General features: G+C 44.8%; 13 protein-coding genes. All 13 read left to right on the top strand.

Going from position 1 to position 13,543, the window contains the following annotated elements; genetic code table 11:
* The 13 genes from asp1 (at position 1) to jag (ending at position 13,502) form a co-directional block, all read left to right on the top strand.
* Complete coding sequence (gene asp1, locus SM122_RS06565) at positions 1 to 1,590, top strand: accessory Sec system protein Asp1 (RefSeq protein ID WP_155170300.1); 1,590 nt, start codon at positions 1 to 3, stop codon at positions 1,588 to 1,590.
* On the top strand, positions 1,583 to 3,127 hold the full coding sequence (gene asp2 / locus SM122_RS06560; RefSeq protein ID WP_155170298.1) for an accessory Sec system protein Asp2: 1,545 nt from the start codon (positions 1,583 to 1,585) through the stop codon (positions 3,125 to 3,127). The genes asp1 and asp2 overlap by 8 nt, the downstream gene beginning before the upstream one ends.
* Positions 3,124 to 3,594 carry an accessory Sec system protein Asp3 gene (gene asp3, locus SM122_RS06555; RefSeq protein WP_023919257.1) on the top strand — a complete coding sequence of 157 codons (471 nt, stop codon included), beginning with the start codon at positions 3,124 to 3,126 and terminating at the stop codon, positions 3,592 to 3,594. The genes asp2 and asp3 overlap by 4 nt, the downstream gene beginning before the upstream one ends.
* Before the next feature lie 25 nt (positions 3,595 to 3,619).
* Positions 3,620 to 6,004, top strand: a complete 2,385-nt coding sequence (gene secA2 / locus SM122_RS06550; protein ID WP_080674705.1) for an accessory Sec system translocase SecA2 — start codon at positions 3,620 to 3,622, stop codon at positions 6,002 to 6,004.
* An 11-nt stretch (positions 6,005 to 6,015) separates the two neighbouring features.
* Complete coding sequence (gtfA, locus tag SM122_RS06545) at positions 6,016 to 7,530, top strand: accessory Sec system glycosyltransferase GtfA (protein ID WP_023919253.1); 1,515 nt, start codon at positions 6,016 to 6,018, stop codon at positions 7,528 to 7,530.
* Positions 7,514 to 8,869 (top strand): accessory Sec system glycosylation chaperone GtfB, encoded by a 1,356-nt coding sequence (gene gtfB, locus SM122_RS06540; protein WP_155170295.1) that lies wholly within the window; start codon positions 7,514 to 7,516, stop codon positions 8,867 to 8,869. The genes gtfA and gtfB overlap by 17 nt, the downstream gene beginning before the upstream one ends.
* Entirely contained in the window at positions 8,853 to 9,053 is a 201-nt protein-coding gene (gene asp4 / locus SM122_RS06535; RefSeq protein ID WP_023919249.1) for an accessory Sec system protein Asp4, read from the top strand. Before gtfB ends, asp4 begins: the two co-directional genes overlap by 17 nt.
* Position 9,054: 1 nt before the next feature.
* Positions 9,055 to 9,279, top strand: coding sequence for an accessory Sec system protein Asp5 (gene asp5 / locus SM122_RS06530; RefSeq protein WP_155170293.1), 225 nt, complete (start codon positions 9,055 to 9,057; stop codon positions 9,277 to 9,279).
* A gap of 366 nt (positions 9,280 to 9,645) precedes the next feature.
* A complete protein-coding gene (locus SM122_RS06525; RefSeq protein WP_155170292.1) occupies positions 9,646 to 10,539 on the top strand; it encodes a TDT family transporter in 894 nt (297 codons plus the stop codon).
* 85 nt (positions 10,540 to 10,624) lie between these two features.
* The gene (locus SM122_RS06520; protein ID WP_031573875.1) at positions 10,625 to 11,302 is read left to right on the top strand and encodes a CPBP family intramembrane glutamic endopeptidase; all 678 of its coding nucleotides are present in this window, start codon (positions 10,625 to 10,627) and stop codon (positions 11,300 to 11,302) included.
* A 78-nt stretch (positions 11,303 to 11,380) separates the two neighbouring features.
* A complete protein-coding gene (gene rnpA / locus SM122_RS06515) occupies positions 11,381 to 11,722 on the top strand; it encodes a ribonuclease P protein component (RefSeq protein ID WP_003002960.1) in 342 nt (113 codons plus the stop codon).
* A gap of 1 nt (position 11,723) precedes the next feature.
* Entirely contained in the window at positions 11,724 to 12,539 is an 816-nt protein-coding gene (locus SM122_RS06510; RefSeq protein WP_003015944.1) for a YidC/Oxa1 family membrane protein insertase, read from the top strand.
* Between the two features lie 15 nt (positions 12,540 to 12,554).
* Positions 12,555 to 13,502 carry an RNA-binding cell elongation regulator Jag/EloR gene (gene jag / locus SM122_RS06505; RefSeq protein WP_155170290.1) on the top strand — a complete coding sequence of 316 codons (948 nt, stop codon included), beginning with the start codon at positions 12,555 to 12,557 and terminating at the stop codon, positions 13,500 to 13,502.
* The last annotated feature ends 41 nt before the right edge of the window (positions 13,503 to 13,543 follow it).

The raw sequence follows: 13,543 nt of genomic DNA, 5'->3' as shown, positions 1-13,543 counted from the left end.
ATGTATTATTTTGTACCAGCCTGGTATGGAACGGACCGCATCTGGCAGCAAACAGCTACCCCTTGGTACTGGATGCGAGAGTCTATTGAATTTGACGATACCATTAATCAAGTTCGTATTTTTCAAGAAGCAGAAATGGATCGGATCTTATTGTTGCCTCAGTATAGTCCGCAACTGCGCTATTTTTTGCACCGCCAAGATTTGTTAGAGACAGATGTGCTCTCGATTTTTGATAAAATCCAACAGGTTCCGTCTGATTTGACTATGCGCCCAGTCCAGCTTCAGGACATCGAATGGCCAAGTGAGACCACTTTTTCCTACACTCCCTTTTTGGTAATGGCATTTCGTAAGGGCCACCACCTAGCGAAAATTGATATGGGAGTGGATGGAAACCTTCTCTCTTTGACCCGTTATAAGAATGACGAGATCAGCTACATCGAGTACTTAGATGATCGTGGCTTTATCTCTAGTAGAATCTACTACAATGAGGGAAAACCCTATTTCCAAGAGTATCTGAGTTTTGATGGGCAATGGGTTTTGAGAGAGATGTTGATCGAAGAGAACCACTCCGTCATGGTTAATGAAGCTTTCTTTCATGCCTTCAAAAAAGAAAGCTATGCCAATATGGGAGACGTTGTCGCTGAAAAAATGAAGGAGCAGCTAGCAACCTTGGTTCCAGGACGAGATCAGTTGGTTTTGGCAGCTCATCCAGCAAATTTGGCTTTTTTACAAGATACAGCAAGTAGTGTCAAGAAAGTCTTGTCTTTCTACGGGGATCGTCAGCCCTTGTCTGCCGAAAACTTTGCCCTCTATTTTGATATGATTGATGCCCAACTCTTGATTACAGATAGTGAAAAAACCAAAGAAGCGATTGGGGTCTTTTCTCCTAGCTTGGCTCAGAAGACACACCGAATTACCTCTTTTGACTCCCGCCTTCGTTTGGGCTCTAGTCAGGAGCGCAAGGAATCAAAGATTTACTTTTATGTCAACGAAGCCGAGCTTCCAAGTAAGAGCCAGCTTAAGAAGGTACTAGAAGTGTTGGCGCAACATCCTTTATTTGAAGTTGTTTTTGCATTTTACAATGGATCACCGGAGCGTGTTAAGGAATTAGAAGGGCAACTCGAGGAATTGATCGCTAGCGAGCAGGACTTGCATCTGGTTCAATCACCAGCCCAAATGGAAGGACTTGGGGAAAACCAGATCATCGATGAAGAGTCTGTACAAGACGCACCGGACTATCGCTTTGTAGTTAAGAATTTTTCAAATGAAAATGACATTATTCAAGAGTTGGAAAAAACCCGCTTGATCGTAGATTTAAGCGAGGAACCCAACCTCTATACGCAGATTGCAGGGATCTCTGCTGGAATTCCACAGGTCAACCGCGTCCAGACAGAATATGTCGATCATTTGAAAAATGGCTATGTCTTATCAAAGGGAGACAAGGAATTAGAGAAGGCAATCACGCACTTCTTATTGGAATTGAAGCCTTGGAACGAAGCCTTGGTCTACTCGATCGAAAAAATTCAAGAATACACCGGTCAACGCTTGATCGAGAAATGGGAAGGATGGATGAAAGAACGTCATGGATAAAAAACTACAAATACCCCATATTCTCCAAATCGGCTCAAGTAGTTGGCAGGATCAGGTGGAGCTTCCTGCTGGACTAGGCTGGCACTTTTTTCAAGCTACCGCTCTTCCATCGCTCAAAGAATATATGGAAGAAGAGGAAATCTCCAAATTCAAAGCCTTGATTCTAGAAAAGCCAGAAGATTTATTAGCTTTAGGAGAAGACCTGGCTTATTTTCAGCCTTATACTGTTTTTTATGATCAAAGCCATGAACTAGAGGCGCCTTCTGACGAATTGGCCCACCTTTTAAGACTCAAGCAAGCAAGACCCTGGGATTTCTCAAATAAGCATCAATTTCTCTATGTCTTAGAGCGCTTTTTATACGACAATCAATATGGAGATGCCTTTACGGTTCGTGACCTGCGAGTGAGACCGGATTTTGCTGGCCAGCAAACGGTGCTGGGGCAACATTTTCTGAAGCTAGATGGATCATACGGTGAAGAGTTTACACCGATTGCTCAGTGGGTCTACAACTACGTGTATGATGCGAGTCGTCCCATCAATTTTTGGTTGGAATATGAAAAAGATCCAAGCTGTCAGCTGCAATTGCGGATTCAATTTTACCGCTTTGGTGCTCTGGGAGAGTGGGTCAAAGATGCAGTCTTTTCAGAAGAAGAGATGGAGCAACCACTAGAATTGGACGGAGCAGAACCTTATTACTTAGCCTTTTCGCTGGAAGCAAAAGGAGAAGGGACGCTTACGATCGGAGCCTTACATAAGCGCTTGTCACATGGTCCTTTAGGAGAGATGACCGTAGGAGCTAAGACGCTACGGGACCACAAACGCCAAGAAATTTTTGCTTATTTCCATCCTGGCGATCTGAAGCCACCTTTAAACATTTACTTTTCTGGGTATCGTCCGGCTGAAGGATTTGAAGGGTTTGGGATGATGCGTGCGATGGGGAGTCCCTTTATTCTCTTTTCTGACCCAAGACTGGAAGGTGGATCCTTCTATATGGGCTCAGAAGAATTGGAAAGTCAAATCACTGCTTTTATTGATCAGCACTTGGACTTGCTCGGCTTTGAGCCAAAAGATATGAATTTCTCTGGCTTGTCCATGGGGACCTTTGGTGCCCTTTACTATGGGGCTCTTTATTCTCCTCATGCGATCTTGGTCGGAAAACCCATTGTCAACCTGGGAGATGTCGCTGCCAACCTGAAATTTAAACGCCCAGATGAGTTTGGAACGTCCTTGGATATGATGCAGTTGATCATTGGTCAAGTGTCGCAAGAAGGGATCGGTCAGCTCAATCAACGCTTCTGGGACCGGTTTAACCAGGCAGATTTCAAGGATACGATTTTAGCCCTTGCCTATATGAGAGATGATGACTACGACCAGCAGGCTTATCCAGATATTTTAGAGACCTTGTATGAATTGCCGGTTCGTATTATCAGCACTAGTCGTGCTGGTCGACACAACGATGCGAGTGGTCCGATCATTGAGTGGTTTGTGACCCAGTACAAAGAAATCATGGAAAGAGACTTTGGAAGAAACCAATGATAAAAATAAAAGAAAATGAAAGCAGACGAATCTACTGGGGCGATACTGTTCTAGCAGATTATCTTTGGGGGTCGACCATTCAGGCGACTGCCCAAGGAAGCGTTCAGTTTCAGAACCCCCTCATGCCATCTGGTCAAGTGCTGAAAACTTGGCATTCGCAGACAAATTTTGGCGCAACTCGTCAAATTCCTAGTCTGCCTCTGCTCAAAAGAGAGCAAGATTATGAACTGGTTATCACGATGGAAGCGACTCCGGCTCATACCGTTATGGTAGAAATCGTCTTCAAAGATCGCTTTGGAGAGGTCGTTGGCCGTCGAGTAACCGCAGAAGGTCGCTTGCCGTTTACCTATCCAGATCAAGCATACGCCTATGAAGTACGCTTGCTCAGTGCAGGTTTGCAAGAGTTTACCTTCCACTATTTCACGATTCAACCAATATCGTCTGAGGGAGCAGAAGTTCTCGAATAGACGAACATCACTGCAAAAAAAGAGGATTACATTGGATTACGTTAAATTAAGAAACATCAAAAAAATCTTAAAAGAAGTCAATAGCTGGAAGGATGACATGGCCCGCTTGACGGATCAACAACTACAGGAGAAGACTGTGGAATTTCGGGAACGTCTAGCAGAGGGTGAGACCTTGGATGATCTCTTACCGGAAGCATTTGCAGTTGCGCGGGAAGCTGATAAACGGGTCTTGGGCATGTTTCCTTATGACGTGCAAGTCATGGGAGGGATTGTCCTCCACCAAGGCAATGTCGCTGAAATGAATACCGGTGAAGGAAAGACCTTGACGGCAACTATGCCGGTTTATCTCAATGCCTTAGAGGGCAAAGGGGTCATGGTTATTACGACCAATACCTATCTGGCAACTCGGGATGCAGAAGAGATGGGACAGGTCTACCGCTTTTTGGGCTTGACTGTTGGAGTTCCCTTGAAACAATCAGAAGACGAAGAATTAGATCCAGAAGTCAAACGGGAGATTTACCGGTCAGATGTCATTTATACGACCAATACCAGTTTGGGCTTTGACTATTTAACAGAGAACTTGACGGCTTCTGCAGATGGCCAATTTTTGGCAGACTTCAATTACGCCATTGTTGATGAGATTGATTCGGTGCTCCTTGATAGTGCTCAGACTCCCTTGATTATTTCTGGTTCTCCTCGGGTTCAGTCCAACCTTTATGGGATTATTGATACCCTGATCCAAACCTTCAAAGAAGGGGAAGACTTCAAGTTTGATGAAGAAAAGAAACGAGTTTGGTTGACTCGAAAAGGAGCTCATGCAGCAGAAGCCTTTCTAGCCATTCCCAACCTCTATGATCCCCAATACCGTGACTTGGTCCGCCATATCAGCTTAGCCCTGCAGGCCAATAAAAACTTTATTAAGGATAAGGATTATGTCATCCATCCCAATGTCGAAGGGCAACCGGAGATTGTCTTACTAGACCAGGCGACGGGGCGCTTGATGGAAATGACCCGTTTGCAAGGAGGACTCCACCAGGCGATTGAAGCCAAAGAGGGTCTCAAGCTCACCCAAGAAACACGGGCCATGGCTTCTATTACTTACCAAAACCTCTTTAAGATGTTTCGGAAGTTGGGTGGCATGACTGGGACTGGGAAGGTCGCTGAGGCAGAGTTTCTTGATACCTATGCCATGTCAGTGATCAAGATCCCAACCAATCGCAAGAAGATCCGCAAGGATTTGCCAGATGAAATCTATCAGACCTTGCCAGAGAAAATCGTGGCTTCCTTGGATTATGTGAAGAAGATCCACGAAAAGGGCAATCCGATTCTGGTCTTTGCCGGATCCGTTGAGATGTCGATTCTTTACTCGAATCTTCTTTTGCGGGAAGGGATTCCACACAATCTTCTTAATGCCAACAATGCTCCTCGAGAGGCCCAGATCATTAAGGAATCAGGTCGAAAAGGAGCTGTGACGGTTGCGACCTCAATGGCCGGTCGGGGAACCGATATCAAGTTGGGACCAGGAGTCGCTGAGTTAGGTGGCTTGGTGGTTGTTGGGACTGAGCGGATGATGAACCAGCGGATTGACCTTCAAATTCGGGGACGTTCAGGTCGCCAAGGAGATCCCGGTTTGACCAAGTTCTTCGTCTCTTTGGAAGACGATTTGATGAAAAACTGGGGGCCAGACTGGATCCAGGATACCTATCAAGACTATGATGTGGATGAGCGAATTGGTTCAGCCAAAGCTCTGACCAAGCGCAAGTATAGAAACTTGGTGGAGCGAGCTCAAAATGCTAGTGAAAGTTCTGGTCAGGCCAGTCGTCGGATGACACTAGAATTTGCGGAAAGCATGAATATTCAGCGTGCCATCGTCTACGAAGAGCGCGATCGCTTGATCAAACAAGAAGGTCGCTTGGATGATATCGTTGAAAAAGTGCTTCGTTCCGTCTTTTCAAGTGTAGCCCATAAAAAAGAATACAAGGAACCGGTAGCTTTTTATCGCTATATGTTAGACAATGTGAGCTACCAAGTAGATCCGGAAAAGGCCCACCAAACCTTCCGTAGCAAGAAAACCAAAGAGAATTTCTTATGGGAGATTGCTAAAAGCGAGTTGGAAGCTAAGTATGAGATCTTAGGCACCGATGAGGTGATCGCCCAATTCCAGCGCATGGCGATCCTAAAAGCTATCGATGAAAACTGGGTAGAGCAGGTAGACTATCTGCAACAATTGCGCATGGCGCTCTCTGGTCAGTACACCAGTCAGAAAAACCCTTTGGTAGAATTTTTCCAAGAAGCCTACCAATCCTTTGAACGAATGAAAGAGGCGGCCAAAGAACAAATGGTCCGCAATCTCTTACTGAGTCGAGTAGAAATCAATAAAAAAGGGGAAATTGTCTTGCATTTCCCATAAAAGAGGACATTATGACAGTATACAATATCAACCTTGGAATCGGTTGGGCCAGCAGTGGTGTTGAGTATGCCCAGGCCTACCGTGCCCAGTTGTTACGCAATATCCATCAACCAGCCAAGTTTGTCTTTATGGATATGATTCTAGCCGATAATATCCAACATTTAACAGAAAATATCGGTTTTAAAAATGATGAAATCATCTGGCTCTATAGCCATTTTACAGATATAAAAATTGCGCCAACGACCTATACCATTGATCAGGTCTTAGCAGGTTTTGCCGGGAAACCGACTCGTGAAGAAGTCGATGGTAAGATCAAGCGTTTCTTTTATGAGGACCAGGACAACTTTTTGACCTGCTACCTGTGCGCAGAAAACAGTCCCTATGTTGAACGTTGCGAGTACGTGTCTAGAGGAATTTTGGTGAGAAAGGATTATTTCTCCTATACCCGCTATTGTACTGAGTACTTCATTCCCAAAAACAATCAAGCCAACTTGATTGAGCGCCGTTTTTACAATGAAGACGGGACGGTTGCCTACAGCATGCAGATGGCAGATGGCCGCGAAATTTATCGTTTTCCAGATCGCTACCTAGTTGGTCGCCAAGAATTGATCCGCTACTTCATGCAAACTCTTCAATTGACCAAACAAGATCTGGTAATTTTGGATCGGGAAACTAATATCGGTCAGCCTATCTTTGAAGAAGCGCAAAAAGCCCGTCTGGGTGTGGTCGTTCACGCCGAGCACTTCAGTGCCAATAATGTTGATGATCAGTATATCCTGTGGAACAACTACTACGAGTACCAATTTACCAATGCAGACAAGGTGGACTTCTTTATTGTCGCGACTGACCGCCAAAAAGAAATCTTGGCCGAGCAGTTTGCCAAATACACCAACCATCAGCCAGCTATCTATACCATTCCAGTTGGGAGTCTTGCAAGCTTGCCACAAAACGAAAATCGCACCCCATTTTCTATGATTACTGCCTCTCGTTTGGCGACAGAAAAGCATATTGACTGGTTGGTGCGAGCAGTGGTTCGCGCCAAAAAAGAATTGCCAGAACTGTCTTTTGACATCTATGGAAAAGGTGGAGAAGAAGGCAAGTTGCGTTCTCTAATTGATGAATTGGGGGCAGCAGATTATATCCACCTCAAAGGGCATGCCAATTTAGAGGAAATTTATAAGAACTATGAGGTTTACCTGTCAGCGTCGACCAGTGAAGGCTTTGGGTTGACCTTGATGGAGGCGATTGGTTCTGGTCTTCCGATAATCGGTTTTGACGTTCCTTATGGCAACCAGACCTTTGTTACAGAAGGTAAAAATGGCTATCTCATTCCGCCTTCAGCAGATCAAGTGGTCGACCAGATTGCTTCTGCCTTTGCGGAAAAAATGATCCAGCTATACAAAAAAGATGATCTAGCCAGCATGCGTCAAGCATCTTATGCGCGTGCAGAAGACTTTTTGACCAGCCGAGTAGAAGAAGCTTGGGCACAATTGATAGAAGAGGTGACACATGCTGAACGTATTTGATAGTTATTCTCGTGAAAGCCAAGACCTGCTCCACTCCATGAAAGAGTCTGGTTTTGACCATCCGACCGTTATTTTGGAGCCAAATGGTTTCTTACCAGACGGTGTCGAGTCTCCCTTTATCTATTTCTTAGGACAAGCAAAAGGGGAGAAGCGGGGACGCTACTTTAATGAAGTTCCAGTGCCTGATTTCTGGGAAGTTTCTGGGGACAACAGTTCGGGGAAAGTGACCTACTATGGTCAAGAAAAGGCTCGGATTGTTTACCATGCTGCTTCTTATAAACGCATCGTCGAGCGCTTAGAGTGGTTAGATGGCAAAGGGCAAGTGGTCATGGTTGAGCACTATGACCAATACGGTCGTAAGATTGCTGTAACGACTTGTGGCGATCAGGGACAGTATTTGGTGACCACTTATTTTGAAGGGGATATCGAGCGCTTGACAGAGAATCACCAAACAGGGGATTTGATCTTGACCTTGGACCATCAACCCATGCGGATTTTCAAGAATCGCTTAGATTACTTTGTCTTTTATCTAGAGTATCGTGGTTTTGATCTAGATGGTTTGGTCTACAATACGCTGGCTACCTCCTTTAGCATTAGTCTCCAGCTAGGCAATAAAGGCATCAAAGGACGCGACGTCTTGGTGTGGCAAGAGCCTCTTCACGACAGCCTTCCGGGCAACATGCAGTTGATTCTAAAGAGCCCAGAAATCCGGACCAAGAAGATCTTGATTCCGCAAAACGCGACCTATCATCGCGCTTTGCAGTTGACCTCGCAAGATCAGCATAGCTATTTTGGACCTCTTGGCTACCTGTATGATTTCAAGGTGAAAGACGATATCCGTAAAGACGCCTTTGTCTTGACTAATTCGGATCAGATCGAAGCCTTGACCTACCTAGTAGAGAACTTGCCGAATGTGACCTTCCGTGTAGCAGCTTTGACGGAGATGTCTGCGAGCCTCTTGTCTATGGTTCGCTATCCAAATGTAGTCTTGTACCAAAATATCAGTCAAGAGCGGATCAAAGAGTTGCTTAAGGTCTCTAGTATTTATCTGGATATCAACCACTATGCAGAGGTGCAAGGCATTGTTCGCAAGGCCTTCGAACACCAGCAAGTCATCCTTGCCTTTAGCCATACCCTGCATGACCGCCACTTCCTCGCACAAGCCAATATCTTTGATCAAGGAAAAGAAGCAGATATGGTGGCCCGTATCCAGGAAATCTACCAATCTGTGGATAACTACAGAGAAGCTGTCGCGCAACAAACTGCCCAATCAAGTAGCGTTGAGCCAGCTGTTTTCAAAGCTCGCTTGCAAGAAGGGATAGGTGGATACAGTGAGTGATCGTAAGAAAGATTTATTTTACAAAGAAGTAGAAGGACGGATGGAGTCTCTCAAACGCCGTCCTGCCGAAAAAGAAAAGACGACACGTTCTGAAAAGATCAATGTTACTTTTAATGTGATCATTGGTTTGGTGATTCTGCTGGGAGTTATTTTTACCCTCTTCAGAGTGTTAGGAGGATCCTAAGATGGAAATGGTATTTGCAATCGGGATCTCGATCTTATCCCTCACTCTTGTGGTTCTGATCACCCTGCAGCCTCGCCAACAACAATCGCTCTCAACAGATGCGACCAGTAACCTAGGAAAGCCAAGTTACTGGCGCTCCCACCGTGGACTCAAGTTAGCGACCCTTGTTGTTAGCATCGTCTTTCTCCTATCCTTATTTCTTTATATGATGGTCGTACAGGCCTAGTCTTTAATAGAATGGATAAAAAGAAGTTGGTATTCTCCAACTTCTTTTAGAATGTAATCCATCTGTTTCTTAGATAATGCAACCTAAATGATACTTAAAAAATTAAAGAGATATCTACAATTTGAAGAGGCTGGGACAAAAGTCCTAGCCTCTCAATTATTTTTGGATTGTCGAGTAAGACGCAGTGGTTGAGTGGGCTCTACTACGCTGATTTCATCAGCTTTTACAGCCCTACTCAACTGTGCGGAGGTGGGACGACGAAATCGAATTCTAACGAATTACCGATTTCTGTCCCACTCTCTTTTTTTATCCTGCTTCCTTCTCTTTTATGGTATACTGAAAGCGACAACATGATTGGAGCTCCCGATGAAAAAGATTCCCTTAGTATTTTCAGGATGTCTGTTAGGACTGGTTGGCGCTGGAAATCTTCTTGCAGACTCGCTACCCTTCCTTGCTCACGCCTTTAGTCTGACAGGTTTGTTCTTCTGGTTTTTCTTTGTCGTTTATCATGCGATTCGCTGGCAAGAAACCAAGATAGAATTCCAACAACCAGCCCTTTTATCTGGGATGGCGACTTTTCCCATGGCAGGGATGATTCTATCCACCTATCTTTTGCGCCTCTTTCCAGCCTTTGGGGGTCTATCACAGTTGGTCTGGTGGTCTGCCTTTCTCTTGGATCTGGGCTTAATTCTCTATTTTACCAAGACACATGTCCTAGCGCGACCAAGAGCCAATGCCACTCCCAGTTGGACCGTTCTCTATGTGGGCATTGCAGTAGCAGCTTTGACCTATCCCGTTGTGGGAATAAGGGAGATTGCTTATCTCGCTTTAGTGATTGGTTTTGGTTTGACCTTTCTTCTTTATCCCCTTATCTATCATGATTTGAAGCAGTCCCCCTTACCCAGTCATCTGTTGGGCCAAGAAGGCATCTATTGTGCTCCCTTTTCCCTTCTTTTAGCAGCCCTGGTTCGTGTGGGTGGAGCAAGCCTGCCCACCTGGTTCTTACTGATCATGGTGGTGGCCTCGCAAGGTTTTTATTTCTTTGTTTTGACGCGCCTACCGAAAATGATCAAAGAAGGTTTTCAACCTGCTTTTTCAGCCCTGACCTTTCCAACAGTCATCACAGCGACCTCTTTGAAAATGGCCCAAGGCTTGTTGCAACTGCCTTTCTTGACAGCTCTCGTATGGCTGGAAACTCTTCTTTGTCTCTTGATTTTAGTCGCTGTCGTAGGTGGTTATGTAGCCTATCTCAGAGAGTAGGAAGGCATCCTTTTTCATTGAAACCTTGTCACGATTATGGTAAGATGCACTATACGATTTGTCATACTTTATAGGAAAGGTATCTATGAAATTCATCAAAGGAAAGCTCTCACTGCTTTATCCCCTCTTTCTGCTCTTGTTTTATTTTTATGTTCGGCCTCAATTTCGCCCCTTGGCCCAGTATGTCTCCAACAGTGTAGCAAGCGCCAATAGCTATTATTGGACCTTATTTGGCCTAGAAGGCCTCTATGCAGTCTTTACAGGATTTTTGGTCTACCGTTTTTCTAAAAAAGCGCAGTTTAAGCTGGGGAAGAACCCTCTTCAAGCTCTGATAGAAGCCGTTTTTGCGGCCTGTTTGGTTTACTGGTTGGACTACTTCATCAGTGGTTTTGTTCAAGGACGGGCAGCTGTTTTGAGTCTCTTTCCACGGGAAATTAGTCCCACAGGGGTGCTTATCTTAGTGATCGCAATGGTCGTCATCCGGCCGGTGACAGAAGAGCTGATCTTTCGTGGAGCCTTGGTGAATGCCTACTTCAAAGGCTGGAAACTCTATGCAGAGATTTGGCTTCCAGCCCTCATCTACAGTGGCCTGCATTTTCTCCACAATCCTTTTTCGCTGGGAGCTTCTATCATCTATCTCCTGCCGAGTGTGATTTTTGGGATCCTGTATTATCGGAGCAAGACGCTCCTTTCTCCTATTTTGGCTCATATCTTGCTCAATCTCTACTACACCTTGCCTTTACTTTTATCTGTATTTAAGTAACAACCGATTTCCTGAGTGAGATTGGTTTTTTTTGAAAATATGGTATAATAGAATAAATTTAAAAGAGGGAGTTGAGGTTTGAAAAAAAGCTACCGCGTCAAACGTGACAAAGATTTTAATGCTATTTTTAAAAGTGGTCAAAATGTTGCCAATCGGAAATTCGTTGTTTACCGCTTGCGCAAAGACCAACCGCATTTTCGAGTCGGCCTGTCTGTTAGTAAGAAACTGGGAAATGCTGTGACCAGAAATCGCATCAAACGTTTGATTCGCCATGTTTTGATCAAACACCAAGCCTTCCTTACGACCGATGATTTTGTTGTCATTGCTCGTAAAGGAGTGGAGGAGCTCGACTTTCATCAAGTAGAGAAAAATCTTGTACATGTCTTAAAATTAGCACATGTCTACCAAGAAAGGGAATAATGTGAAAAAGAAACTGAAGTTAACTGGATTATTAGGAGCGGCCTTATTGGTCTTGACAGCTTGTGGAACCTCTCAAGTGACAGCTCAGTCGACAGGTGGTTGGGAACGCTTCGTCTACTTCTTTGCCGAAGCCATTCGCTTCTTGTCATTTGGCGGAAGTATCGGTGTGGGGATTATCGTCTTTACCATTGTGATCCGGACGGTCCTCTTGCCGCTTTTCCAATATCAAATGAATTCAACCCGCAAGATGCAGGAAATTCAACCCCTACTCAAGGAATTGCAAGCCAAGTATCCTGGAAAGGATCTAGATAGTCGGACCAAGCTTTCTGAAGAGATGCGGGCCCTTTACAAGGAAAAAGGCGTCAAAACATCTTCAGCCTTTCTTCCTCTCTTGATTCAGATGCCGGTTTTGATGGCCTTATTCCAAGCTCTGAGCCGTGTCGAATTCCTTAAAGTCGGTCACTTCCTTTGGTTGGACCTTGGCGCGATCGACCCGACTTACATCTTGCCGGTTCTTGCAGCGCTCTTCACATTTTTCAGTAGTTGGTTGACCAATAAAGCCATGCCAGAGCGCAATGGGAGTGCAACAACCATGATGTATGTGATGCCTGTGATGATCTTCTTCTTTGCCTTGTTCTCAGCCAGCGGGGTCGCACTCTACTGGGTGACTTCCAATGCTTATCAAGTCGGACAGACCTATCTCTTGAACAACCCCTTCAAGATTATCGCAGAGCGTGAAGCAAAAGAGCAAGCTTCGCGAGACATGGAAAAACAAAAACGCCGTGCCCTAAACAAAGCACAGAAAAAGAAAAAATAAGAAAGAGGTGGACATATGGTCCTATATACTGGAGCAACTGTTGAAGAAGCTATTCAAAAAGGCCTGAACGATTTAAATATTCCCCGTATGAAGGCACATATTACAGTTGTAGCGCGTGAGAAGAAAGGTTTTCTTGGCTTGTTTGGGAAAAAACCAGCCCAGGTTGAGATTGAGCCGATTGCAGAAACAACGGTTGTGAAAGCCAATCAAAAAGCCGTCAAAGGTGTCCCAGATGAAATCAATGCGCAAAACGAGCCGGTTAAGACAGTGAGCGAAGCAACGGTCGATCTCGGACGCGTCGTTGCAGCGATCAAAAAGGTCGAAGAAGAAGGAGAAGTTGTCTCTGAAGAAATCAAGACAGAAATCCTCAAACATGACAAAGAAGCAGATACCGTTCTTGAAGAAAAAGGGCATGAACATATCCTTGAGAAAGTTAAAGAACCAGTAGCAAAAGAATCAAATGAGTCTGATTTCTCAAACCTTGGTATCGAAGTAGAGGAAAACTACAATATCGAAGAAGTCGTCACAGATGTGACAGCCTATGTTCAAACAGTAATCGATGAAATGGATGTGGATGCGACCATCTCAAGTAGTCACAACCGCCGTACGGTCAATATGCAAATTGATACCAATGAGCCAGGACGTGTCATCGGCTACCATGGGAAAGTCTTGAAGGCTCTTCAACTCTTGGCACAAAACTATCTTTATAACCGCTACTCAAAGAATTTTTACATTACCATTAATGTTAATGACTATGTAGAACACCGGGCGGAAGTTCTTCAAAGCTATGCTCAGAAGTTGGCAACGCGTGCCCTTGAAGACGGGCAAGCCCAACAGACAGATCCAATGTCAAACAGTGAACGGAAAATCATTCACCGTATCGTCTCTAAGATGGAAGGGGTCACCAGCTACTCTGAAGGCGAAGAACCAAATCGTTACGTGGTGGTAGACATCGAAGGATAATCTAGCTATTATTTCTCATGAGGGAGAGATGGGATTGGGCC

It is taken from the genome of Streptococcus gingivalis (genome assembly GCF_035544715.1).
In the GTDB taxonomy this organism is placed as follows: Bacteria; Bacillota; Bacilli; order Lactobacillales; family Streptococcaceae; genus Streptococcus; species Streptococcus gingivalis.
Note: the sequence above shows the minus strand (reverse complement) of the source record. Positions and strands in the feature narration are given on the sequence as shown.